At 70.2% G+C, this 24,133-nt stretch carries 24 protein-coding genes; 11 read left to right on the top strand and 13 right to left on the bottom strand.

Annotated elements, in window-relative coordinates; all coding sequences use genetic code 11:
• Both NAG42_RS04625 and NAG42_RS04620 read left to right on the top strand, forming a co-directional pair.
• Entirely contained in the window at positions 1–1,797 is a 1,797-nt protein-coding gene (locus tag NAG42_RS04625; RefSeq protein WP_250028208.1) for a glycerol-3-phosphate dehydrogenase/oxidase, read from the top strand.
• Positions 1,794–2,069, top strand: a complete 276-nt coding sequence (locus NAG42_RS04620; protein WP_250028205.1) for a DUF4031 domain-containing protein — start codon at positions 1,794–1,796, stop codon at positions 2,067–2,069. The genes NAG42_RS04625 and NAG42_RS04620 overlap by 4 nt, the downstream gene beginning before the upstream one ends.
• A 2-nt stretch (positions 2,070–2,071) precedes the next feature.
• Here the strand turns inward: NAG42_RS04620 and NAG42_RS04615 are convergent, their stop codons facing one another.
• Positions 2,072–2,707: an HD domain-containing protein gene (locus tag NAG42_RS04615; RefSeq protein WP_250028203.1), complete on the bottom strand. Its 636-nt coding sequence runs from the start codon at positions 2,705–2,707 to the stop codon at positions 2,072–2,074.
• 197 nt (positions 2,708–2,904) lie between these two features.
• On the opposite strand from NAG42_RS04615, the gene NAG42_RS04610 reads away from it, so the two are divergent.
• Complete coding sequence (locus NAG42_RS04610) at positions 2,905–4,083, top strand: FUSC family protein (protein WP_250028200.1); 1,179 nt, start codon at positions 2,905–2,907, stop codon at positions 4,081–4,083.
• A gap of 10 nt (positions 4,084–4,093) precedes the next feature.
• Here NAG42_RS04610 and NAG42_RS45455 read toward each other — a convergent pair whose 3' ends face one another.
• Positions 4,094–6,526, bottom strand: a complete 2,433-nt coding sequence (locus NAG42_RS45455) for a PrsW family glutamic-type intramembrane protease (RefSeq protein WP_438872355.1) — start codon at positions 6,524–6,526, stop codon at positions 4,094–4,096.
• A 56-nt stretch (positions 6,527–6,582) separates the two neighbouring features.
• On the bottom strand, positions 6,583–6,879 hold the full coding sequence (locus NAG42_RS04600) for a GroES family chaperonin (RefSeq protein WP_249999670.1): 297 nt from the start codon (positions 6,877–6,879) through the stop codon (positions 6,583–6,585).
• Positions 6,880–7,018: 139 nt separating this feature from the next.
• Between NAG42_RS04600 and NAG42_RS04595 the strand changes: the two genes are divergently transcribed.
• A complete protein-coding gene (locus NAG42_RS04595; protein ID WP_250028198.1) occupies positions 7,019–8,272 on the top strand; it encodes an AI-2E family transporter in 1,254 nt (417 codons plus the stop codon).
• A 7-nt stretch (positions 8,273–8,279) separates the two neighbouring features.
• Here the strand turns inward: NAG42_RS04595 and NAG42_RS04590 are convergent, their stop codons facing one another.
• The 5 genes from NAG42_RS04590 to NAG42_RS04575 form a co-directional block, all read right to left on the bottom strand.
• Positions 8,280–8,612, bottom strand: a complete 333-nt coding sequence (locus tag NAG42_RS04590; RefSeq protein WP_250028195.1) for a DUF1416 domain-containing protein — start codon at positions 8,610–8,612, stop codon at positions 8,280–8,282.
• Between the two features lie 4 nt (positions 8,613–8,616).
• Entirely contained in the window at positions 8,617–9,465 is an 849-nt protein-coding gene (locus tag NAG42_RS04585) for a sulfurtransferase (RefSeq protein ID WP_250028193.1), read from the bottom strand.
• A 181-nt stretch (positions 9,466–9,646) separates the two neighbouring features.
• On the bottom strand, positions 9,647–9,724 hold the full coding sequence (locus NAG42_RS45280; protein ID WP_322112171.1) for an Ms5788A family Cys-rich leader peptide: 78 nt from the start codon (positions 9,722–9,724) through the stop codon (positions 9,647–9,649).
• Between the two features lie 70 nt (positions 9,725–9,794).
• Positions 9,795–10,592 (bottom strand): LmeA family phospholipid-binding protein, encoded by a 798-nt coding sequence (locus NAG42_RS04580; RefSeq protein ID WP_250028190.1) that lies wholly within the window; start codon positions 10,590–10,592, stop codon positions 9,795–9,797.
• A gap of 69 nt (positions 10,593–10,661) precedes the next feature.
• The gene (locus NAG42_RS04575) at positions 10,662–11,660 is read right to left on the bottom strand and encodes a hypothetical protein (RefSeq protein ID WP_308201109.1); all 999 of its coding nucleotides are present in this window, start codon (positions 11,658–11,660) and stop codon (positions 10,662–10,664) included.
• A gap of 259 nt (positions 11,661–11,919) precedes the next feature.
• Here NAG42_RS04575 and NAG42_RS04570 point away from each other — a divergent pair, with 259 nt between their 5' ends.
• The 6 genes from NAG42_RS04570 (at position 11,920) to pstB (ending at position 18,067) form a co-directional block, all read left to right on the top strand.
• Positions 11,920–12,642, top strand: a complete 723-nt coding sequence (locus NAG42_RS04570; RefSeq protein ID WP_308201108.1) for a winged helix-turn-helix transcriptional regulator — start codon at positions 11,920–11,922, stop codon at positions 12,640–12,642.
• A 10-nt stretch (positions 12,643–12,652) separates the two neighbouring features.
• Positions 12,653–13,534: a mycothiol synthase gene (gene mshD, locus NAG42_RS04565; RefSeq protein WP_250028184.1), complete on the top strand. Its 882-nt coding sequence runs from the start codon at positions 12,653–12,655 to the stop codon at positions 13,532–13,534.
• 280 nt (positions 13,535–13,814) lie between these two features.
• Positions 13,815–14,912 carry a phosphate ABC transporter substrate-binding protein PstS gene (gene pstS, locus NAG42_RS04560; protein WP_250028182.1) on the top strand — a complete coding sequence of 366 codons (1,098 nt, stop codon included), beginning with the start codon at positions 13,815–13,817 and terminating at the stop codon, positions 14,910–14,912.
• 38 nt (positions 14,913–14,950) lie between these two features.
• A complete protein-coding gene (gene pstC / locus NAG42_RS04555) occupies positions 14,951–16,021 on the top strand; it encodes a phosphate ABC transporter permease subunit PstC (protein ID WP_250028180.1) in 1,071 nt (356 codons plus the stop codon).
• 208 nt (positions 16,022–16,229) lie between these two features.
• Positions 16,230–17,279, top strand: coding sequence for a phosphate ABC transporter permease PstA (gene pstA, locus NAG42_RS04550; RefSeq protein ID WP_438872365.1), 1,050 nt, complete (start codon positions 16,230–16,232; stop codon positions 17,277–17,279).
• Positions 17,280–17,290: 11 nt separating this feature from the next.
• Positions 17,291–18,067 carry a phosphate ABC transporter ATP-binding protein PstB gene (gene pstB, locus NAG42_RS04545; RefSeq protein WP_250028176.1) on the top strand — a complete coding sequence of 259 codons (777 nt, stop codon included), beginning with the start codon at positions 17,291–17,293 and terminating at the stop codon, positions 18,065–18,067.
• 127 nt (positions 18,068–18,194) lie between these two features.
• Here the strand turns inward: pstB and NAG42_RS04540 are convergent, their stop codons facing one another.
• Positions 18,195–18,950 carry an NUDIX hydrolase gene (locus NAG42_RS04540; RefSeq protein ID WP_250028368.1) on the bottom strand — a complete coding sequence of 252 codons (756 nt, stop codon included), beginning with the start codon at positions 18,948–18,950 and terminating at the stop codon, positions 18,195–18,197.
• 83 nt (positions 18,951–19,033) lie between these two features.
• On the opposite strand from NAG42_RS04540, the gene NAG42_RS04535 reads away from it, so the two are divergent.
• Entirely contained in the window at positions 19,034–20,011 is a 978-nt protein-coding gene (locus NAG42_RS04535; RefSeq protein ID WP_250028175.1) for a Gfo/Idh/MocA family protein, read from the top strand.
• 4 nt (positions 20,012–20,015) lie between these two features.
• On the opposite strand, the gene NAG42_RS04530 is transcribed toward NAG42_RS04535, so the two are convergent.
• The 4 genes from NAG42_RS04530 to NAG42_RS04515 all read right to left on the bottom strand — a co-directional run bounded on the left by NAG42_RS04530 (position 20,016) and on the right by NAG42_RS04515 (position 24,103).
• Positions 20,016–21,314: a Fic family protein gene (locus NAG42_RS04530; RefSeq protein ID WP_250028173.1), complete on the bottom strand. Its 1,299-nt coding sequence runs from the start codon at positions 21,312–21,314 to the stop codon at positions 20,016–20,018.
• Positions 21,315–21,417: 103 nt separating this feature from the next.
• Positions 21,418–22,431: an inorganic phosphate transporter gene (locus tag NAG42_RS04525; protein WP_250028172.1), complete on the bottom strand. Its 1,014-nt coding sequence runs from the start codon at positions 22,429–22,431 to the stop codon at positions 21,418–21,420.
• A gap of 3 nt (positions 22,432–22,434) precedes the next feature.
• A complete protein-coding gene (locus NAG42_RS04520) occupies positions 22,435–23,061 on the bottom strand; it encodes a DUF47 domain-containing protein (RefSeq protein WP_250028170.1) in 627 nt (208 codons plus the stop codon).
• Positions 23,062–23,140: 79 nt separating this feature from the next.
• A complete protein-coding gene (locus tag NAG42_RS04515) occupies positions 23,141–24,103 on the bottom strand; it encodes a PI-PLC domain-containing protein (RefSeq protein WP_250028167.1) in 963 nt (320 codons plus the stop codon).
• Between the last annotated feature and the right edge of the window lie 30 nt (positions 24,104–24,133).

Here is a 24,133-nt window from a genome sequence, read left to right as displayed (position 1 = left end):
GTGCGCGAACCCACCGTCTCCCGTTACGCGGCCGGCCGGCTCTCCCCGATCCGGCGCCTGGCCGACCTCCGACGCCTGCGTGACGAGCAGTTCGACGTCCTGGTCATCGGCGGCGGGGTCACCGGCGCCGGCGCCGCTCTCGACGCGGCCTCCCGGGGGCTCAAGGTGGCCCTGGTCGAGGCCCGTGACCTGGCCGCGGGCACCTCGAGCCGCTCCAGCAAGCTGATCCACGGCGGGTTGCGCTATCTCGAGCAGCTCGAGCTGCACCTGGTGCACGAGGCGCTCACCGAGCGGGGGCTGCTCTCGACCCGGCTGGCTCCCCATCTCGTCCGGCCGGTGCCGATCCTGGTGCCGCTGCCGGCCGGCCACCCGGTCGCCCGGGTGGGCCGCCGGGCCTACTACGGGCTCGGCGTCGCGGCCTATGACGTCTTCGCCGGCGTCTTCGGCCCCGGCCGGGGCATGCCGCTGCACCGGCACCTCAGCCGCGACGGCGCCCGCCACCTCTTCCCGAGCCTGCGGGCCGAGGCAGTCAGCGGTGCGATCCGCTACTACGACGGCCAGGTCGACGACGCCCGCCTGGTGGTCAACCTGGCCCGCACGGCCGCCAGCCTGGGCGCGGCCGTGGTCACCAGCGCCCGCGTGGTCGGTTTTGTCCGCGAGGCGCGCGAGGTGGTCGGCGTCCGGGTCCGTGACCTGGAGTCGCCCGACTCGCCGGAGTTCGAGGTGCGGGCGCGGACGGTCGTCGCCGCGACCGGCGTCTGGAGCGACGACATGTCGCAGATGCTGCGCGATGTGGGCGTGCGCCCCGGCCTGCGGGTCCGCGCGTCCAAGGGCGTGCACCTGGTCGTGCCGCGCTCGGCGATCACCGGCGAGGCCGGGCTCATCCTGCGCACGCCCACCTCGGTGCTCTTCGTCATCCCGTGGGGCGGCCACTGGATCATCGGCACCACCGACACCGACTGGAAGCTCGACCGGTCCCACCCGGCGGCCTCCGCGCGCGACATCCGCTACCTGCTCGACCAGGTCAACGAGGTGCTCGACCGGCCGCTGACCGTCGACGACATCGAGGGCGTCTATGCCGGGCTGCGGCCGCTGCTCTCGGGCGAGGCCGACTCGACGTCCAAGCTGTCCCGCGAGCACGCGGTGGTCGAGCCGATGCTGGGGCTGCTGCTGGTGGCCGGGGGTAAATACACGACCTACCGGGTGATGGCGGCCGACGTCATCGACCGGGCGGTGCGGCGGCTGGGGGTGGAGCACCCATCCCGGACGGCGGATCTGCCGCTGCTCGGGGCCGACGGCTACGCCGCCGCGTGGCGCGACCGGCAGGACACGGCCCGGCGCCACGGCGTCACCACCGGCGTGATCGAGCACCTGCTCGAGCGGTACGGCACGCTGACGGTTCACCTGCTGGCGATGATCAAGGCGGATCCGCAGCTGGCCGCGCCGCTGGCCGGGGCGCCGGAATACCTGGCGGCCGAGGTGGCGTACGCCGCTCTCGCCGAAGGCGCCCTGCACCTGGACGACGTGCTGACCCGGCGGCTGCGCATCTCGATCGAGACGGCCCACCGGGGCAGCGAGTCGGTGGCCCACGCGGCGGCCGTGATGGGGGAGGCCCTGAGCTGGGACGAGGCGGTGCGCGAGCGCGAGATCGAGCACTACGTGGCCCGGGTGACCGCCGAACGGCAGAGCCAGACGATGGACGACGACGTCGCCGCCGACGCGGCCCGGCTCGGGGCGGCCGACGTCCGGGGTTACGCCGCCGACCGCGGGACCGACCTGCTGCAGATCGACCTTTGATCCTCGTCGACGAGCCACTCTGGCCGGCCCGGGGCCGGCTCTGGTCGCACCTGGTCAGCGACCTGAGCTACGACGAACTGCACGTCTTCGCCGAGATGCTGGGTGCTCCACGCCGGGCCTTCGACCGCGACCACTACGACATCCCGGACATGCGCTTCCGCAGCGCCCTGTGGCTGGGTGCCGTCCTGCTGCCCTCCCGCGAGCTGGCCTTCCGCCTGCGAGCCGCCGGTCTCCGCCGCCCCAAACACCTCACCCGGCCGCCCCGCCACTGATCTCACCGACCGTTCAGCTCACGCTCCAGGTTGGCGCGGGCCGTCGACTCCCACTGCTCGCGCAGCGGTGCCAGGCGGTAGATCGACGGCAGCTCGAGCAACGCCTTGAGCACCTGGGCCCGGCCGGCCTGGAAGTCGTCGTCGGGCACGTGGGCGTACTCCCGCCGGATGGCCGCGGTGTAGGCCGCATATGCCTCGTCGTCGCCGGCCAGAACGGCCAGGTCGGCGTCGCAGAGCAGCTCACCGTCCGGGTCGTCGTCCTCGGTGGCGTGGCCCGCGGTGAGGCTGACCAGCCGCGCCACCTCGGCCGCGGTCTCGTCGGGCACGCCCAGCGTGGCCAGCAGGCCCTCGGCGAACTCGGCGCTGTCCCGCTCGTTGGCGTCGCCGAGCGCCCGCGGATCGTAGACGGCGTCGTGCATCCACGCCGCCAGTCGCACCCGCTCCGGATGCGGCGCCAGCCCGGCGAACCGATCCACCACGTCGAGCACAGCGGTTAGGTGCGCAACAGTGTGATACTGCCGCTGCGGCTCCGACCACCGCCCGATCAGATAGCCGGCCGCGGCATCGAGATCCGCATCAGCCGCCGTGGCCCCGGCGGCCCGAACAGCCTCCCGGAACCGCCCCACAAGATTCTCCACCGAGCCATCCTCCCCCGCAGCCGATCCGCGTTCGCAGGTGGCGACGGTACGCGCTCGGTGAGCCGGCCGGTGGCTTGTCCACAGGCAGCGTCCCTCGTCCAGCCCATGCACTTTTTGTCCGCCCGGAATCGTGAGTTGTCCACAGGCGGCGCCTGCCTGTGCATGCTCGGGTGAGGAAGCACCTAGGGTCAGAGGTCATGACCGACAGCGCACGGCAGGAGCGGGTCGCACGGGTGGGTGCCCGGGCGGCGGCCGGCGTGCGCGAGGGGCTACGGCGGGCTCGGCACGGGCTGGCGCTGGCGATGCAGGCCGGCGTGGCAGCCGGGATCGCCTGGTTTCTGGCGCATGACGTGATCGGGCGGCCCGCGCCGTTCTTCGCGCCGATCGCGGCCGTGATCACGCTGGCCTCGTCGGTCGGGCAGCGGGCCCGCCGCACGGCCGAGCTGGTTCTCGGGGTGGCCATCGGGATCGGCATCGGCGACGCCCTCATCCTGCTGATCGGCAGCGGGCCGTGGCAGATCGGGCTGATCGTCCTGCTCGCCGTGGTCCTGGCGACGGCGGTCGGCGGAGGCACGCCGCTGGTCGTGCAGTCGGCATCGTCGGCGGTGCTGGTGGCCACGCTGACCTCGACCACCGGGCTGCCGTGGACGCGGTTCTTCGACGCGCTGGTCGGCGGGGGAGTCGGGCTGGCCGTGATGACTGTGCTGCTGCCGCTCAACCCGCTCGTCGTCGTGCGGCGGGCCGCCGATCCGGCCCTGCGCGCGCTGGCGGCCGGCCTGCACCAGCTCGGCAAGGGGCTGGCCGAGCGTGACCGCACCACGATCGCGGACGCGTTGATCGGGCTGCGAGCGGCGGAAAAGACGTTCGCCGCGTTCTCCTCGGCGGTCACCGCGGCCCGGGAAAATGTCGCCTTCGCGCCGGCCCGCTGGCGGAGCCGGGGGGCGCTGGCGCTCTATGTCGACGGGGCCAACCACATCACGTACGCGTTGCGGAATTGCCGGGTGATGAGCCGCCGGGCCGACACGGCGCTGGGCGACGACGAACCGATCCCGCAAGTGCTGGCCGTCTCGGTGGGGCTGCTCGGCGACGCGGTCGACCTGCTGCGCCAGGAGTGGGCCAAGGGCGTCGAGCCGGTCGCGGCCCGCGAGCGGGCGCTGCGGGCGGCGACGGAGTGCGGCCAGGCGTACGAGGAGGGTGTGGGCTTCTCGGGCGGCGTGATCGTCGCCCAGATCCGCACGACAGCCACGGACATCCTCCGCGCGAGCGGCATCGACTACGCCGAAGCGCCGCGCCTGGTCCGCCGGGCCGTCGGCCGTCCGCACTCCGGCCGCCGGCGGCCGGCCCCGCGCTCGGGACTGAGCCGCCCGCCGGCCTGATCCGTCGGGCCTACGGCTGAGGCGGGTTCGGGTGGCTCTCCTGGTTCGTTGCCGCGGGGGCTTCGGAGGGCGGGGAGGCGTCAGTCGTAGCCGTGGGGGCTTCCGCGGGCGGGGATACGTCGGTCGCGGCCGCTGGGATCTCGGAGGGCGCGGGCGCGAACGGGGGCGGCGTCGGATAGGCGCCGCCGGGTGCGTGCTGGGGGCTCTGGGCAGCGGGGTAGGTGTAGCCCGGCTGGGGACCATAGCCAGGCTGAGCGCCGATGGTCGGCTGGGCGCCATATCCGGGCTGCTGTCCGGGCGCAGCGCCATATCCGGGCTGAGCACCGTATCCGGGCTGTGCGCCGTATCCAGGGTGTTGTCCAGGCTGGGCGTCGTGTCCAGCATGCTGTCCGGGCTGTGCACCGTCGGTAGGCGGTTGTCCGGGTTGGCCGCCATGCCCGGGCTGAGCGCCATACCCAGCCTGGCCGTTGTGTCCCGGCTGAGCACCGTACGAGTTCGGTCCTCCGCCATCGCCGGGCTGGCCGCCATAGCCCGGCTGCGCGCCGTAGCCAGGTTGGCTGCCGTAGCCAGGCTGGGCACCATCGCCAGGCTGGCCGCCGTAGCCCGGCTGCGCGCCGTAGCCAGGTTGGCCGCCGTAGCCAGGCTGAGCAACATCGCCAGATTGGCCGCCATAGCCCGGCTGCGCGCCGTAGCCGGGCTGGCCGCCGTAGCCAGGCTGCGCGCCATAGCCGGGCTGGCCGGCATAGCCAGGCTGCGCGCCATAGCCGGGCTGGCCGGCATAGCCAGGCTGAGCGCCCTGCGTCGGCTGGCCGCCATAGTTCGGCTGGCTCCCGTAGCCGGGCTGGGTGGATCCGGGCTGACTGCCGTATCCGGGCTGGCTGCCGTATCCGGGTTGGGTGTAGCCGGGCTGAGTTCCGTATCCGGGCTGGTTTTGTCCCGGCTGGGGCCACGCGTTGTAGCCGGCAGGCGGGCCGTAGGCGCCACTGGTCGGCTGGGCGGCGAGCGGATGGCCGGGCTGCCCGCCGTAGGACGGCGGCGCGCTCAAGGGCTGCGGATAGCCGCCATAGGCGAAGGCCGGCTGCGGCGCCCGGATGGGGAGCGGGACCACCGGTTCGGACGGTGGTGGCACGGTGCGGGTGATCCCGTCGGGGAAGGCGATTTGATAGTTGTGGCCGTCCCAGAAGGCCTGCGGCGCCTGCGGGTCCTTGGCCGTGAAGATCGCGCGGTATTCGAGGATCTCGGTCAGCAGGCGCCGCTCCTCGGCCGCCGCCTTCTCGACGTCGCGCGGCTTGCGGTCCAGGCCCCGGTTCATGCCGTCGCGCAGCAAAGCCAGCTGGGTCGAGGCGAACTGGAAGCTCTTCATGGCCTTCTGCCCGGCGTCGCCGGCCACCCGACGGGCCCACTGGCGGGCCGAGTATCGCCGGCCGAGGCTGCCCAGTGCGGCCACCTCGGGCGGTGAGAACCAGCCGGTGGACACGTAGAACGGCAGCACCCGCTCGGTCAGCCGGCCCTCCCACGCGCGCAGCGCGATGGCGAAGCCGACGACCGCGAAGAAGAACGGCACCATGAACCCGAGATAGCCGTACAGCATGATCAGGGGCTGGGCCAGGCTGACCGAGAGCGTCGGCAGCAGGTTGAACGTGCCGTGCAGGATCATCGCCAGCAGCAGGCCGGCGATCGGCGCCAGCCAGCGCACCTTGCGGTCGCCGGAGCGGGCCGCGAGGCCCAGCCCGATGCCGGTCATGGCCGTGAACAGCGGATGGGCGAAGCCGGTGAACAGGATCCGCACGATGAAGATGGCGAAGAGGTTCTGCAGGCCGGTGGCCGGGCCGTACTGCTCGACGCCCGCCGCGTAGCCGTGCTCGCCCAGATAGAGGACGTTTTCCACCATGGCGAAGCCCAGCGCCGACAGCCCGCAGTAGACGATGCCGTCGGTGATGCCGGACCACTCCGCGCGCCGCCGCCAGAAGAGCAGCAGCGGGCCGGCCGCCTTCATCAACTCTTCGATGAACGGCGCCACGAGCACCGCCACCAGCGCGTCGGGCAGCCCGATCTTGTCGAAGAGCACGGCCGAGCCGGTGTTGACCAGCAGCGCCACCGCGGTCGCGATCGCGGCGCCCCAGGCGAAGCAGAACGCCAGGTAGCGGATCGGCTCGGGCTCGTAGCGATCGAGCCACAGGAACGCGGCCACCAGCAGCGGGACCGGCAGCACGGCGGCGGTCAGGCCGATGACCAGGCCGGTGACGCCGATGTTGACACCCAGGAACAGCAGCATGCCGATGGCGCCGGCCAGCAGGAACGAGACCACCCCGGCGATTGGCAGCCAGCGCCGCCAACCCGTCTTGCGGCCCGCCACGGGCAGCACCGTGCCCGGCATGACATCGGTGGCCGCGGCAGCCGTCGGCTCGACGGGGGCGGGCGAGGGCGGCGAATCGTCGGCCATGCAGTCAGCGTAGTCACCCGTACGGTGACCGACCGCCCCCAGGCGATCAAGCAGGCTCAGAGATAGAGCCCGGTGCCGTCCGGCTCGACCCGGACGGCCGCCACGGCGTGCACGTCACGCTCGCGCAGCAGAACGTATTCCCGGCCGTGGAGCTCGACCTCGGAGCGGTCGTCGGGATCGAACAGCACCCGGTCACCGACGACGATGGAGCGTACGTTCGGCCCGACCCCGACCGCCGTGGCCCACGACAACCGGCGGCCCATCGACGCCGTGGCCGGGATGACGATGCCCGCGGTCGAGCGCCGCTCACCCTCACCCCCGTCCTGCCGGACGAGGACTCGGTCGTGCAGCATGCGGATCGGCAGCGCGCTCTCGGTTTGGGTGTCGGCACTCACGATTGCTGACGGTACGCCGCTCGCCGTGGCGGGCCCCGGCCGGGAGCGCACGGCACTAGGTTGTTATCTCGTACCGAAAGCGAGGGGGTAGGCGGTTGTGAGCCGCTTGCAGCGAGTCCGGCAGAACCTGCGGCGGGCCTATGACACCGGCCGCGAGTCCGTGCGCCTCGCGCGCGACGATTCGCGGACGGAGCAGGACACCGAGGCCGAATTCATGCCGCCACCGCCCGAGCCGGACGACGTGCACCATTCGACCAGCAGCCGGGATGACGCCGAGGTGCCGCACTCGCTGCGGATGGCCGCCGCCTGGGGCTGGCGGCTGATCGTCGTCGGCCTGGTCGGCTGGGCGCTGCTGCGCTTCATCGGCATCATCAGCGTGGTGGTCATCCCGCTGGCGGTGTCCCTGCTGCTGTCGGCCCTGCTGGCTCCGGCCGTGGGCTGGCTCCGCCGGCTGCGCCTGCCGCCGTCGCTGGCCACGTTCCTGGTCCTGATCTGCGGGCTGGCCGCCGTCGCGGGCACCCTCACGCTGGTGATCACCCAGTTCGTCAACGGTCTGCCCCAGCTCACCGAGGGCGCCACCGCGGGCATCCGCACCATCCAGCAGTGGGCCAAGACCGGGCCGCTGCACCTGTCGGACGACCAGGTCAACCAGGCCATCGACAACGCGCAGGACTGGATCAACTCGAACACCGCGTCGCTGACCTCGACCGGCATCGCCACCGCGACGACCGTCTTCGAGGTGCTGACCGGGGCGCTGCTGGTGCTGTTCTCGACGTTCTTCTTCCTGCGTGACGGCCGCAAGATCTGGCGATTCATCGTCCGGCTGCTGCCGGTGAACGCCCGCTGGTCGCTGGCCGACGCCGGGGACGCCTCGTGGGCCACGCTGGGCGCCTACGTGCGGGCCACCGTGCTGGTCGCGTTCATCGACGCGCTCGGCATCGGCATCGCGCTGATGATCCTGGACATCCCGTTCCCGTTCCCGCTGGCCGCCCTGGTCTTCCTGGGGGCGTTCGTCCCGATCGTCGGGGCCGGGGTCTCGGGGGCGGTCGCCGTGCTGGTGGCCCTGGTCGACAAGGGCTGGGTGATCGCGCTGGTCGTGCTGGGCGCGGTGATCCTCGTGCAGCAGATCGAGGGTCACGTGCTCCAGCCGCTGATCATGGGACGGGCGGTCGCGATCCACCCGCTGGCCGTGATCGTCGGCATCACCTCGGGCGTCGTGCTGGCCGGCATCATCGGCGCGCTGGTCGCGGTCCCGCTGATCGCCGTGCTCAACACGGGCGTCCGCCGGCTGACCCGTCGCCGTCCGGAGGTGCCGCCGACCGCTGTGGTGGTCACGGGCGGCGGCACCTGAGCCTGGACTAGGCCGGGGCGACGCTGAGGCCGACCTCGTTGACACCGACCGTGGCGTCGACGATGGCCTCACCGTTCCCGCTGCGGGAAAGGGCGCGCAGGGTCCACGAGCCGGGCGCCGCGAAGAAGCGGAAGACACCCTCGGGCGACGAGACCACCTCGGCGGTGAACTCGCCGGTCGAGTCGAGCAGGCGCACGTACGCGCCGCCGACCGGCTCGCCCTCGGCGTTGCGCACGATGCCGGTCAGCACGGTCTCGCGGTGGATGTCCACGCTGGCCGGGATGGGGGCCGACTGGTCAGGAGCGGCGCATCCGGCCGCGATGTTCGACGGAGACGTCATGGTGTCACGCCTTTCCGGGTTCGTCGCCGAGGGCGATCGGGACGCCGATGAGCGAGCCGTACTCGGTCCACGAGCCGTCGTAGTTCTTGACGTTCTCGTGGCCCAGCAGCTCGCGCAGGACGAACCAGGTGTGCGAGGAGCGCTCGCCGATGCGGCAGTAGGCGATGGTGTCCTTGCTGCCGTCCAGGCCCGCCTCGCCGTAGATCTTGGCGAGGTCCTCGTCCGACTTGAAGGTGCCGTCCTCGTTGGCCGCCTTGCTCCACGGCACGCTGATCGCGGTCGGGATGTGGCCGCCGCGCTGCGACTGCTCCTGCGGCAGGTGGGCCGGGGCGAGCAGGCGACCGGCGAACTCGTCGGGGCTGCGCACGTCGACCAGGTTCTTGACGCCGATGGCCTCGACGACCTCGTCGCGGAAGGCGCGGATCGACAGGTCGGGCGCCTGGGCCACGTAGCTGGTCTTCTCGCGGACCGGCACGTCCTTGGTGTACGGACGGGCGTCCAGCTCCCACTTCTTGCGGCCGCCGTCGATCAGCTTGACCTGCTCGTGGCCGTAGAGCTTGAAGTACCAGTACGCGTACGCGGCGAACCAGTTGTTGTTGCCGCCGTAGAGGATCACCGTGTCCTCGTTGGAGATGCCCCGCTCGGACAGCAGCGCGGCGAACTGCTCCTGGTTGACGAAGTCGCGCCGGACCGGGTCCTGCAGGTCCTTCTTCCAGTCGAGCTTGATGGCGCCGGGGATGTGCCCGCCGTCGTAGGCGGTGGTGTCCTCGTCGACCTCGACGAAGACCAGGCCTGGGGTGTCGAGGTTCTGCTCGGCCCAGTCGGCCGAAACGAGTGCGGTGTCGCGACTCATCGATTCACTCCCTGTGAGGTGAGAGATGGGGGAGAGTCAGCGCACGGAGATTGTGTGTCGCACCGCGCGCGGGACCCAGTGGAGATGGAGAACGGATCTCGAGCTGTCGTGCGACGGGCACCACGAACCGGCAGCGTTGCCGGCGGGGAGAGCTAGAACGTGCTCAGCACTGGTGGCCCCGTCAGATGACAGGGCGACACAGGCAGGCGGCCATGCGGCACAGGTCGACCGCACGCCTTTTGGTGAGCAACGGGCTCATGGGAATGGACCCTACCAGCGGTTCACGTGCCGGTAACAGCGCCGACCACGATCCGGGAACATGGCCGGGGTCACAGACCGCCCGCGTTGAGTGACACGTCGTTGGCTCCGGCGGTGAACCGCAGACCGTCGGGAGTGGGTTCGACCTTCTGCACGGCCAGCTTGAGCGGCAGCTCCGGAACCCGCAGGTCAACCGACAGTTTCTGGACGTAGGCGTCGATCAGGTTGCGGATGATGGGCACGTTCGGCAGGCCCTCGGCGGTCACGTCGGAGAAGCGCACCTGCACCACGCCCTCCTTCACCGCGACCGTCGCCGTGCCGGAGACGTCGAACGTCTGGCCGAGCGCCTGCACCGGCGCGCTGCCGACGAGCTTGCCGTCCCGCTCGGTGAGCTTGAGGCCGGGCTGGCCGATCAGCTCGGCCAGCTGCGGGTAGTCGATGGTGCCGGTGCCGGTGACCGTCTGGGCGACGATGTCGCCGGTGCCGCTGCGGATGGTGTCGAGCGGCGCGTCGACGTCGTTGGCGTGCACGTCGAGGTTGGCCACCCGGACGGTCCGGTTGTTGCCGGCCGGGCCGGAGAGGTTGGCCAGCTGGATGCGGATCTGCTCGTAGCGGCCGTCGAGCACCTGGGTCAGGAACGGGATGCCCTCGATCGTGACGTCCGGCTTCTCGCTGGTCGCCTTCTGATCGGCGATCTGCTCGGAGACGCGGTCGCCGATCATGCGCTCGGCATAGCCCGCGGCGAACCGGTCGAGCCCCACGAGCACCGCGGCCAGCAGGATCAGGAAGACGAGCAGGGTGATGAGCAGCCGCCGACCCCACCGCTTCTTCTTACGGGGGCGCTCAGTGCCGTAGACCTCGCCGCTCACGGCCGTCCTCTCCCAGAGCCGAAACTGCCGAGAACCGTACATGCCCCCGGCCAGGCCCCGGCGAAACAGTCAGGCCAGGAACCAATGGCTCAAGGCGTACGTGGCCGGGGCGAGCAGGGCGAAAGCGCCCAGCGGCCCCTGCATGTGCCGGGCCACCCAGAACGTCGGCGCGTCCCCGGCCAGCCGGCGGTCGGCCTGCCCGAAGTTGACCGCCAGGTCGACCAGGTGCGCGATGAGCACCGCGATCAGGCCCACGATCGCACCCTTGGCCGGGGTGAACGGCAGCACCAGCCGGCTGCCCAGGGCGGCCGCGGCCAGCGTGCCGAGCATCGCGCCGAGCACGATCCCGGTGGCCCCGCGCGGCACCTGGGCGGCCAGCCGGGGCTTGGGGAAGATCGCGTCGGTGGCCCGGGCGACCACGAGCGCGACACCCGCGGCGACGGCGCAGACGGTCAGCGTCTGGGTGCCCAGCTCCTGCCGGGTGAGGACGATCGGGATCGCGTAGGCCACCACGCCCGACACGATCACCAGGGTCGTACGCCACGAGTCGGTGACCCGCTTGCGGTCGTCGGCCCGCACCAGCTGACCGAGCACCGCCGCGACGAAGCCGCCCAGGGCCACATAGACCAGTGGCAGCAACGCGGCCCGCGTACTCGTGACGGCCAGATAGTCGGCCACCAGCGCGACCGCCACGCAGACTCCGGCCGTGGTGGCCAGCGCCGGCGGGTGCAGCGCCATCACCCAGGCCAGCAGCGCGAGCAGCTGCACCCCGAAGAGCACGATCGCGTACGGCAGGCGGGAGTCGGGCGCCGAGGTCAGGGCACCCAGCACGAGGCCGAGCGCGAGCAGCCCGGCGAAACCGGCGATGGCCAGCGACAGCTCCCGGCGGACCGGGACGACCTCGAGCTCGTCGAGGTCGAGATCGTCCTCCTCGCCGGGCTCGGTCGTGTTGTCGTCGGGGTCGATGTCGTCCCGGGAACCGGCCGGCGGACGCTTGCCGCCGGCCCTGGCGATCTCGCGCGAGGCGTCGGCGTCCCAGGACTCGTCCTGCGGCATGGTGGGGAACACCCCTGGGATGGTGCCAGAACCCACGCGAAGGCCCAATTCCCCGGCCCTGCGTTAAAGGCCTGTTACGAAACTGCCATTCGTACGCCGGAAGGGCGTTCACTACATCACTCAGTCAAACGATCGAGGCGTTCTCGGTGATGCATCGGTTAAGGTAAGCCCAGCCCACCCGTCGGTGACGCCGGGAAATGTCCGCCGGTGGCGGACGCCGAGATGTGACGCCATCGAGTCACCCGAGCGGCCTCGTGCCGCAAGGACGGAGGTGAGTGTGGAAATCCTTCTGCTGGTGACCGCACGGGCCGGCGAGACTTCCGCCGTATTGCCCGCGCTGGATCTGCTTCCCCACTCCGTACGCACCGCCCCCCGCGACGTCCGCACTCTGGTGTCCGGGCCCAGCCCCGACGCTGTGCTGGTCGACGCCCGCTCCGAGCTCTCCGAGGCCCGCGCCACGTGCCGCATGCTGCACGCGACCGGCATCGGCGTCCCGCTCATGGCGGTCGTCACCGAGGCCGGCCTGATCGCGCTCAACGCCGACTGGGGAGTCGACGACTTCATCCTGGCCAGCGCCGGCCCGGCCGAGGTCGAGGCCCGGCTGCGCCTGGCCGTCGGCCGCCTGAGCAACGCGACCGCCGGTGCCGGTGGTTCGATCCGCGCCGGGGAGCTCAACATCGACCCCGACACCTACGCGGCGAAGCTCAAGGGCCGCCCGCTCGACCTCACCTACAAGGAGTTCGAGCTGCTCAAGTTCCTGGCCCAGCACCCGGGCCGGGTCTTCACCCGCGACCAGCTGCTGCGCGAGGTCTGGGGCTACGACTACTTCGGCGGCACCCGCACGGTCGACGTGCACGTCCGCCGGCTGCGCGCCAAGCTCGGCTCGGAGTACGAGTCGATGATCGGCACGGTGCGCCAGGTGGGCTACAAGTTCGTGACCCCGCCGTCCGGCCGCCAGCTGCCCGACAACGAGCCGGTCTCGCTTCCGGTCTAGTGTCGGTGGCATGACGACCGTCCGCTCTCTTGACCGGTTGAGTGCTGCTCAGGCGGCCGACGTGCTCGCGTTGGCCGCCGCCGCCGAGCAGGCCGACGGCGTCTACCCATTGTCTGAAGACGTTGTGCTGCGTGTGCGCGGCGGGGGTGACCCGGCCGCGCACACGCATTTTCTGTCCTACACCGGTGACCACCTGTCCGGGTACGCCTATCTCGAGCACGACGGCTCGGGCGAGCTGTTCGTGCACCCGTCCTCGCGCCGCCACGGGCACGGCACCGCCTTGCTGGCCGCGGCCGGCGGTGGCCCGCTGCGCTTCTGGGCGCACGGCGACGAGCCCGGTGCCCGGGCGTTCGCCGAGAAGAACGGCTTCGAGCGCGTCCGTGTCCTGTGGCAGATGCGCCGCCCGCTCACCGAGCCCCTGCCCGACATCCCGCTGCCGCCCGGCGTCACCCTGCGCAGCTTCCGCCCCGGCCACGACGAGCAGGCCTGGCTGGGCGTCAACTCCCGGGCCTTCGCCCACCACCCCGAGCAGGGTCGCTGGACCGAGGACGATCTGCGGTTGCGCGAGGCCGAGCCATGGTTCGATCCGGCCGGCTTCCTGCTGGCCGTCGACATCGAGGACACCCTGCTGGGCTTCCACTGGACCAAGGTGCACCCGGCGTCCGGGGTCGACCCGGCGATCGGCGAGATCTACGTGCTGGGTGTCGACCCGGCCGGCCACCGGCGGGGCCTGGGGGCGGCGCTGAGCGTGGCCGGCCTGCGTCACCTGGCCGGGCTGGGCCTGACCGTCTCGAATCTCTATGTCGACGAGTCCAACGCGGCCGCCGTTGCCCTCTACCGCCGGCTCGGATTCGACATTTTCAAGACGGACATCTCCTACTTCCGCGCATAATCCCAGGTAAGTGGCGGTCGCCACAGCGCGCGAACCTCTTGAGTAACAACCAGGACAAGCCCGTGTCTCAGGGCGGTAACCTCCGTCCCGATAAACCGGACATGTCGGTCCCTGGTCACTCAGTTCACGCAACGGACAACTCGCCCTCAGGGGAAGGTCATATGGGGGCGTCGACGTGTTCACCGCGCGTTCATTTGGCCCCGGTTAACCGGCTACCTCGCGCTCTTAGCTTCGGTGATGCCGGTGCGACGCCGGCGTGCACCCCACCGAAGGGAAAATTGTGAAGCTCCAGCGGTCCGGTTACCTCGCAGCCGGCATTGCTCTGACTGCGACGCTCGCGCTCGCCGCGTGCGGCTCGGACAACGAATCGCCGGAGGGTGGAAGTGACGCTTCCGCCGCGTCCGGCAACTGTGTCGCCGGCAGCCTGACTGCCCAGGGTTCGTCGGCGCAGAAGAACGCCATGGACGAGTGGATCAAGACCTACCAGGGTCAGTGCGCCGACGCCAAGATCGACTACCAGGGCACCGCCTCGGGCGCCGGTATCCAGGCGTTCATCGCCGGCACCGCCGACTTCGCCGGTTCCGACTCCGCCCTCAAGGAGGAGGAGCAGCCGCAGGCCGACGCCAAGTGCCCCGGTGGCGCCGCGCTCAACCTCCCGATGGTCGTCGGCCCGATCGCGGTCGTCTACAACGCCGAGGGTGTCGAGAACCTCCAGCTCGACGCGCCGACCCTGGCCAAGATCTTCGACAGCCAGATCACCAAGTGGAACGACCCGGCGATCGCGGCGCAGAACTCCGGCGCCAAGCTCCCGGACTCGCCCATCACGGCCGTGCACCGCTCGGACGAGTCGGGCACCACCGACAACTTCACCAAGTACCTGAGCAAGGCCGCCGAGGCCGAGTGGAAGTACGACCACGCCAAGGCGTGGAAGGCCAAGGGCGGCACCGGCGCGGCCAAGTCAGACGGTGTGGCCACCGCGGTCAAGAGCACCCCGGGCGCCATCTCCTACGTCGAGCTGTCGTACGCCGAGAACCAGGACCTGCAGAAGGCCAAGATCAAGAACGGTGCCGGTGAGTACACCGAGCTGACCGGTGAGAGCGCCGGCAAGGGCATCGAGGGCGCCAAGATCGAGGGCACCGGCAACGACCTGAAGCTCAGCATCGACTACACCGCCAAGACCGCCGGCGCGTACCCGATCGTCCTGACCACGTACGAGATCGTCTGCAGCAAGGGCAGCCCGAAGGCCAAGGAGCTCAAGGCCTTCTTCACCTACACCTCCAGCACCGGTGGTCAGACGGCGCTGAACGACCTGGGCTACGCCCCGCTGCCGGAGACCATCCGCGGCAAGGTCGAGACCGCGGTCGCCTCGATCTCCTGAACTGACTGAATCCCTCCGAGACGACAGCGAGCGAGCAGATGGGTGACAACCCCTCCCGCTCGGAGAACGCCACCGCCGGCGACCTGGGTGTGACTGGACGTCATGCCCGGGGCGCCGGCACCGGTGTTTCTCCGAGGAGCTACGAAGAACCCCCATTCGGCGGCGGGGGCGCCCTGCCCAAGAAGACCCGGTTCGGCATGGAGGCCGGCTTCAAGGGCCTCTCCGTGGCGGCGGGCGCGATGGTGCTGGTCATCATCGTCGCCATCGCGGTCTTCCTGATCTCCAAGGCCGTGCCGGCGATCAATGCCGACACCGAGAACTTCCTGACCTACAAGTCGTGGTTCCCGAACGACACCGAGCCGAAGTTCGGTATCGCGGTCCTCGCCTTCGGCACCGTGCTGACCTCGATCATCGCGTTGCTCGTGGCGGTGCCGATCGCTCTCGGCATCGCGCTGTTCCTCTCGCACTACGCCCCCAAGCGGCTGGCCACCCCGCTCGGCTTCGTGATCGACCTGCTGGCCGCCGTGCCCAGCGTCGTCTTCGGCCTCTGGGGCCGGGACGTCTTCCTGGAGCCGGTCCGCAACTTCTCCCTGTGGCTCAACGAATACTTCAGCTGGATCCCGATCTTCGGTGGCGACGGCCCGTTCGGCCGCTCGGTCCTGCTCGGCAGCCTGGTGCTCGCGATCATGGTGCTGCCGATCGTGACCTCGCTGTCGCGGGAGGTCTTCATGCAGACCCCGGGCATGAACGAGGAGGCCGCGCTCGCCCTCGGCGCCACCAAGTGGGAGATGGTCCGCACCGCGGTCCTGCCCTACGGCAAGCCCGGTGTGATCGCCGCCGTGATGCTCGGTCTCGGCCGCGCCCTCGGCGAGACGATCGCCCTGGCCCTGACGCTGGGTGTGGTCTTCAACATCTCGTTCAACATCATCGAGAACGGCGGTAACTCGATCGCCGCCAACATCGCCAACTCCTTCGGCGAGGCCAACGAGACGGGCCGCGGCGCCCTGATCGCCTCCGGCCTCGTGCTCTTCGCGATCACCCTGGTGGTCAACATGGCAGCCCGGGCGATCATCTACCGTCGGCGCGAGTTCCGGGACAGTGCGGCATGAGCGACTGCACCGAGCGGCACTCAGCCGCACCTATGGACGGCCTCGCAGGCGAGGGCCAGGAGCGCATGCCTCGAAAGCACAGCATGAGCGACTGCACCGAGCGGCACTCAGCCGCACCTATGGACGGCCTCGCAGGCGAGGGCCAGGAGCGCATGTCCCAGGGGAGCCCAGCATGAGCCTTCTTGAACGTGAGTCCGCCGGCGTCGTCATGACGCCGGACAACATTCGATCTCAGAAGCTCCACCCGGGCTTGAACATCGGCATCGCCGTGGCCGCGCTCGTCGTCGGCATGGCCGTGGCGTACGGCTTCGGCATCGGCAACTACGTGCTCGGTGTCGTTCTCGGCGTCGTGTTCTATCTGGTGGGTCTTCAGATCGTGGCCGGCCGCATCGAGGGCCGCCGGGCCGCGCGCGACCGCATGTGGAAGACGCTCATCTACGCCGCCTGCGTGCTGGCCATCCTGCCGCTCGCGTCGGTGGTGTGGACGCTGATCTCCAAGGGCGTCGGGCGCCTCGACGGCGACTTCTTCGGCTCGTCGATGAACAACATCGGCGCCCGGGACCCCGACGGCGGCGCCTACCACGCCATCATCGGCACCTTGGAGCAGGTCGGCATCGCCACGCTGATGGCCGTGCCGCTCGGTGTGCTCGGCGCGATCTATCTGGTCGAGTACGGCCGGGGCAAGTTCGCCACCACCGTCCGCTTCTTCGTCGACGTCATGACGGGCATCCCGTCCATCGTCGCCGGTCTGTTCATCCTCTCGTTCTGGGTGCTGATCGTCAGCCCGTGGTTCAACAACGGGACGCCGCGGTTCTCCGGTTTCGCCGCCTCGCTGGCGCTGACCGTGCTGATGCTGCCGACGATCGTGCGCTCCACGGAAGAGATGTTGCGCCTGGTTCCCGGGCCGCTGCGCGAGGGCGCGTACGCGCTCGGGGTGCCCCAGTGGAAGACGATCCTCAAGGTCGTCGTCCCCACCGCCCTGCCCGGCATCGTCACCGGCGTCATGCTCGCCGTCGCCCGCGCGGCCGGCGAGACCGCACCGGTGCTGCTGGTGGCCGGTGGCGCCGCGGCGATCAACTTCGACCCGTTCGCCGGCGGTCAGCAGTCCCTGTCGCTCTTCGTGTACCAGCAGGCCGGTGACGCCTCGCGGTACGCCCCGGCGCGCGCCTGGACGGCCGCGCTGACCCTGGTCGCGATCGTGCTCGTCCTGACGGTCGCCGCCAAGTTGCTCGCCCGTCGCAACAGTCTGTCGAAGTAGAGGTAACCCCCATGGCCAAGCGCATCGAGGCGAGCAACGTCTCCTCCTACTACGGCTCGTTCAAGGCCATCGACAGCGTGTCGATGGTGGTCGAGCCCAAGACCATCACCGCTCTGATCGGCCCGTCGGGCTGTGGCAAGTCGACCTTCCTGCGGTCGATCAACCGCATGCACGAGGTGCTGCCCAACGCCCGCATCGAGGGCTCGCTCCGGATCGACGAGCAGAACATCTACGACCCGGACGTCGACGTCACGGCCGTGCGCCGCCTGATCGGCATGGTGTTCCAGCGCCCCAACCCGTTCCCGACGATGTCGATCTACGAGAACGTGGTGGCCGGCCTCAAGCTGAACGGCGTCAAGAAGAAGTCGCTGCTGGACGACGCCGCCGAGCAGTCGCTCAAATCGGCCAACCTGTGGAACGAGGTCAAGGACCGGCTCGGCCGGCCCGGCGCCGGTCTCTCCGGTGGTCAGCAGCAGCGTCTCTGCATCGCCCGCACCATCGCGGTCGAGCCGCAGGTCGTGCTGATGGACGAGCCCTGCTCGGCCCTCGACCCGATCTCGACGCTGGCCATCGAGGACCTGATGTTCAAGCTGAAGGACCGCTTCACGATCATCATCGTCACGCACAACATGCAGCAGGCCGCCCGGGTCAGCGACAAGACCGGGTTCTTCTCGATCGACAAGACCGGCGACCCCGGCCGCCTGATCGAGTACGACGACACCCAGAAGATCTTCAGCAACCCGACCGAGAAGAAGACCGAGGACTACATCACCGGTCGATTCGGCTAGAGATTGTCCGCGGGATCACGCGCCAGGGCCTGTGGATAACCCGTTTCCGCCGGCCGGCGACGCGTAGTCTCGGGCCCGCCCCCTGGTCGGGCGGGGTGGGCAAGTTGATGCGGCGTTCTGCTGGGCGTCAGGAAAGGTGCAGCAGGGCGCCGCCGTCGTCGGTCAGTTCGACGCGCGGCGTGACCGGGGTTGCGGCGTCGCGGCGGCTCGCGGCCGCGATGACCTCGGCCATTTCGCGGTACGCCGTGAGGGAGTCCACCGTCCGGCGGGTGGGCGGCAGCATGGCCAGGCCCGAGGTGGCGCCCGGCGCGGTCCAGGTGGCCTCGGTCGCCTCGCCGGAGACGTCCCGGGCCACCTGACCCTCGGGCAGCAGCGAGACGAAGAACCAGGTGTCGTACCGCTTGGGCTCGAACTCCGGGGTGATCCAGCGGGCCCAGGCGAAGAGCAGATCGTCGCGCAGCCGCAGGCCCCGGCGGGCCAGCAGATCGGTCAGGGTGAGCTCGCGGGCGGCGACGGCGGCCCGGTCGGCCTCCCACTCGGCGGTGCCGACGTCGGCCAGCGTGCGGTCGGGCTGCTCGACCGGGCCGGCCAGCAGGACACCGGTCTCCTCGAAGAGCTCCCGCACGGCGGCACCGACGACGGCGTGGGCCCGCTCGGGCGGGACGCCGAGACGAGCCGGCCAGTCGGTGCGGATGGTCTCGGGGCGGTCGGTCGGGTCGACGCCGCCACCGGGGAAGGCGTACAGGCCGCCGAAGGCCATCGTGGCCGCGCGCCGCAACACGTACAGCTCGAAGGTCTCGCCCGACGGGCGAAGAAGCACGACCGTGGCCGCGTCGCGCACCGTCGCCGGGGTCCCGGAGAACTCGCGGGCCCTCTTGACCATTGCCGGGGGAAGCCGCACGGGCGTCGAATCGGTCACGTGCAGATCCTGACACCTGAGCGGGCCAAAACGATACCGTAGCGATCATGACCGAACAGAAGGTTCGCTGGGGAATCCTCGGCCCGGGCGGGATCGCCGCCTCGTTCGCCGCCGACCTGCCGCTCGTGCCGGGGGCCGAGCTCGCCGCGGTCGGCTCGCGCAACCAGCAGACCGCCGACGCGTTCGCCGAGCGCTTCGGCTTCGCCCGGGCCCACGGCTCGTACGCCGATCTGGCCGCCGACCCGGACGTGGACGTCATCTACATCGCCACCCCGCACGCCTTCCACGACGAGGCGGCCCTGCTCTGCATCGAGGCCGGCAAGTCGGTCCTGGTCGAGAAGCCGATCACCCTCGACCTGGCGTCGGCCGCGCAACTGGTGGCCGCGGCCCGGGACAAGGGCGTCTTCCTGATGGAGGCCATGTGGATGCGCCTCAACCCGGCCATCCGCAAGATCGCCGAGCTGGTCGAGGACGGCACCATCGGCTGGGTCAGCGCCATCCACGCCGACTTCGGGCTGCAGGGCCCGTTCGACGCCGAGCACCGGCTGCGCGATCCCAAGCTGGGCGGCGGCGCGCTGCTCGACCTCGGCGTCTACCCGATCAACCTGGTCCACCTGATCCTGGGCGCGCCCGCCTCGGTGCAGGCGTGGGCCCACCTGACCCCGGAGCGGGTCGACGAGAACACCGGCATCCTGCTCGGCTACGAGCCCGGCGCGGTGGCCGCGCTCACCTGCAGCATCAACGGCCAGAGCCGCAACAACGCCACGATCACCGGCACCGAGGGCCGGATCGAGCTGCCCGAGGGCTTCTTCGTGCCGCGCTCCTTCGTGCTGCGCCGCGCCGGCCACGACCCCGAGACGTTCGACTTCGACTTCCCCGGCAGCGGCTACCAGTTCGAGGCGGCCGAGGTGCAGCGCTGCCTGCTCGCCGGCGAGCTGGAGAGCCCGCTCATGCCGCACGCGACCACGCTCGAGGTGATGACCCTGCTCGACACGATCCGCGAGGAGATCGGCGTCGTCTACTGACGTCTCATCGGCTCTGCGGACGGGCCGGAACGGGTCGCCGCGGAGCCGACTCGCGGGTGTCCCAGTGTGTGCTGGCCAATTGACGCTCGGTCATGGTCAGCAGATCGAAGACATCGCGTGCGAGATAGGCAGTGGTTCCCCGGTCGACCCGTTTCCGACTGAGGATGCCCGCTTCGGCCAGGTCCTCCAGCGCCGCCCGGGCGGCGGGGAAAGAAATATCAAGCAGGCGTTGCGCTGACTGGGCCGTAGCCACCGGCACCTCTGGAAGCAGCGGGAGCAGCCGCATCACAGTGGAGCCGGAGCGCGCCTGCGCTTTGGCACCGCTGCGCAGCCGGTGATCCGAGTATTGATCGGCCCACTGAATCTGCAACTCGCCCAGTTGTGTGACGAACTGCTCGGCCTGTCCGACGGCAACCTTGACGGCTTGCAGGAAGACCGCGAACCAGGTCGCGATCGATTCGCGAGCTTCCGTCCCATCCGGAGCGCCGAGATATCGGTACGCCGTCAGTCCTTCCACGTATTCCCGGGAGCGGGTCAGCAGAACGAGGCTGATGGGCAGCACCGCTGTCCGGGTGAGGCCACGGCGAGTCAGAACAGTATGAATGAGTGCTCTTCCCACCCGCCCGTTGCCATCCGCGAAGGGGTGGACAGTCTCGAATTGAGCGTGGACCAGGGCTGCTTGAAGCAGGGGTGCGTGCACGGCGCCGGTCATGTAGTCGGTCAGATCCTTGATCAACCGATGCACTTCCCCGGGTGGCGGTGGAATGAAGTCGGCGTTCAGCGGATGCCAATCGCTGCCACCGATCCAGTTCTGTGCGTTACGCAATCCTTGCTGAGGATGCTCCGGCAGGAGCGCACGATGCAGCTCGCCCAGTCGGGCCGGCTCGATCATCCGGCAGGAGGCCAGATCGCCGGCCGCCTGCCGGAGCGTGACGATGTTGTTGGCGACGAGCCGGGCGTTCTCGGTGAAACCGGCGATCGGGGCGTCCTCCACCGACGCCAGCTCGGCCAAGGCGACCTGCTGTGCGGAGACCTGCAGGCCCTCGATGCGCGACGAGGCGATCGCCTCTGACCTCAGAAGGAAGCGAGCCAGGCTCTCCAGCCCCATTGATCCGCGGGCGTCAGTCAGACCTCGTACGGCTGTCTCGACCTCGGCGGCTTCCAGCGCCAGATCGGAGGGAAGGACGATCGGTCGAGTCAGCAGGTCGTCGGGAATGTAGGTGAGATACCGGCCGCCTCGTTGGTCTCTCCGAGCGGGGGCACCCCAGGAGATGTCCCAATGCGCTTCGCGAAGCTCCGTCATCACCACTAACCTTTACTGGATACCTCGTCTATTAAAGGTTAGCCCTCAAGGTTTCATGGATCGATGATCCATTCAAGGTTGAGCCGGATTCTTCGCGGCCGGCTCAGGTGAAGAGGGGGCGGAAGAGGAAGTACAGGCCGCAGGCGATCAGGCCGGCGGCGGGGAACGTGGTCACCCAGGCGATCACGATGTTGCCGGCCACGTTCCAGCGGACGGCGTTCAAGCGCTTCGTCGCCCCGACGCCCATGATCGCCGAGGTGATCGTGTGGGTCGTCGAGATGGGCGCGTGCAGCACGTACGCGTTGAAGAAGAGCACGGTGCTGGCCACCGTCTCGGCGGCGAAGCCCTCGGCCGGGCCGAGGTCGATGATCTTGCGGCCCAGCGTACGGATGATGCGCCAGCCGCCCGAGTAGGTGCCCGCGGCCAGCATCGTCGCCGTGGTGATGTAGACCCACCACGGGATGTGCGTGGCGTTGCTCTGGAAGCCACCGGTGTAGAGCGCCAGCACCACGATGCCCATGGTCTTGGCGGCGTCCTGGATGCCGTGACCGAGCGACATCAGCGCGGCCGAGACCGTCTGCGCGATGCGGAAGCCGCGGTTGAGCCGGCCGGGGTTGCCCCGGCGGAAGGTCCACATGATCGCGACCATGACCGCGAAGCCGAGCAGGAACCCGACGACCGGCGAGGCGACCATCGGGATGAGCACCTTGTCGACGATCGTGCGCCACTGCACCTCGCCGAGCGCCGGACCGGCGACCAGGGTGGCGCCGACCAGTCCGCCGAAGAGGGCGTGGGACGAGCTCGACGGCAGCCCGAAATACCAGGTGATCAGGTTCCAGGTGACCGCGCCGAGCACGCCGGCGAAGACGACACCGAGGCTCGGGATGCCCAGCTCGAGCTTGACCAGGCCGTCGCCGACCGTCTTGGCCACCTCGCCGCCGAGGTGGGCACCCACGAAGTTGCCGACCGCCGCCATCGCCAGCGCCACCCGCGGGGTCAGGGCCCGGGTGCTGATGCTGGTGGCGATCGCGTTGGCGGCGTCGTGGAAGCCGTTGGTGTAGTCGAAGGCCATCGCGGCGATGATCACCGCCGAGACCGCGAAGAACTCGGGCGACAAGGTCTAGCTCTCCTTGACCGCGATGGTCTCGACGGTGTTCGCCACGTGCTCGAACGCGTCGCAGGCGGCCTCCAGCTCGTCGGCCACTTCCTTCATCTTGAGCACGGTGAGCGCGTCGTACTCGCCGGAGAAGAGCCGGACCAGCAACATCCGGTACGACCGGTCGCCCTCGTTCTCGAGCCGGTTGATCTCGATCCAGTACTCCTCGAGACCCTTCATCGCGCGCAGCTTGGGCATCGCGTCGGCGGTGATCTTGGCTTGCTGGTCGAGCACGTCGACCAGCTCGTGCATCTCGCGCGGCAGCGACGGCAACTCGGTCAGCCCGTACAGGTAGAGCAGGTTGCCGACCGCCTCCAGGTGGTCCATCACGTCGTCGAGCTGCGAGCCCAGCGAATAGATGTCCTCCCGGTCGAACGGGGTGATGAAGGTCGAGTTGATCTTCTTGTAGAGATCGTGGGTGATCTGGTCGCTGTCATGCTCGACGTCGGTGAGCCGGTCGCTCACCGACTGCACGTCCACCCCCGGCAAGGCCAGCTCGTTGAGCAGCTCGGTGCCCTTGACGAGGTTGTTCGCGGCCTGGGTGAACAGGTCGTAGAAGGCGCCCTCGACGGGGCGGAAGGAGAACTTCACGGCGCGAACCTCGATCGACGGGCGGTGGCTGATCTCGGGGAATGCTACGGCCTCCCCTGGTTCACCTTTCGGTCGCCTGTTAAACGGGTTCCCGTCGCCGTTCCGTGCGTGCCCCGGTGGGCCGGGGCGACGGACGCCGCACAGCCCGGGAGGGCAGCTCGTCCCACGCCGTCCCGTGGCTCACCGGGTGCCGCCGCAGGTGCCGGGCCAGGCCCGTCTGGTCGTGGTCGGCGAGCACGTCGACGCCCGCCGCGCTCAGCTCGGCCCAGATCGCGGCCCGGGCCCGGCGCGGCCCCTCCGGCAGTCCCGAGATCCGCACCGTACGCCCGTCGTTGTGGGCCGACCGCACCAAGGCGTGCAGCAGGTGCCGCTCCTCGGCCGGGATCGGCTCGAGCCCGTCCCACCCGAACCGCCGGCTCCACGGCTCGCTGACCACCGGTACGAGCGCGGGCGGCGCCGCCTGCGAGCCGATGTCGTCGAACGACCCCTCGGCGAACGCGTACCTCTTCGGCTGAGTCGCGAGCAGCCCCCGGACGTCCACGATGCCGGTCACCGACACCGTGACCGCACCCGGCACCAATTCGTCGCGGTCGCAGTGACTGAGCAGTGCGGCGTGATCCTGCAGCTGCTGGTCGAGGACCCTGTAGGCCCGCATCAACGTCTCGGCGTCGCGGACCGCCCCGGCGAACTCGACCACGAGCCGGAACGGCACCTGCTGGTCGCGAGCCAGCCGGCCGCCGTGGCCGCGGGCCCGGGCGAAGAGCGGGGTGAGCACGAGCCGGCGCAGGGTGCGGCCGGGCTGCGGGGCTCCGCGGCCCAGGAAGAGCTCGCCGCGCGGGCCGGGAGTGACCGGCACGGTGAGGCCGCCGAGTCCCCGGCGCAAGGTGCCGGGCAGCGGGTCGAGGTCGTCCGGCCGGGCCAGTGCGTGCCCGGCGGCCAGATAGGTGCCGCGCCGGCGCAGCGCGACGAATCCGGCCGCGGCGACTCCGGCCATACCCGCGACGCCCACCAGGCCGCCCGTGATAGCAAGCCACTCGTTCACACCACACCATCCGATTCGTACGAAATGGGC

It is taken from the genome of Paractinoplanes maris (assembly GCF_023544465.1).
Lineage (GTDB): Bacteria > Actinomycetota > Actinomycetes > Mycobacteriales > Micromonosporaceae > Actinoplanes > Actinoplanes maris.
This window is presented reverse-complemented; position numbering and strand designations above follow the sequence as displayed.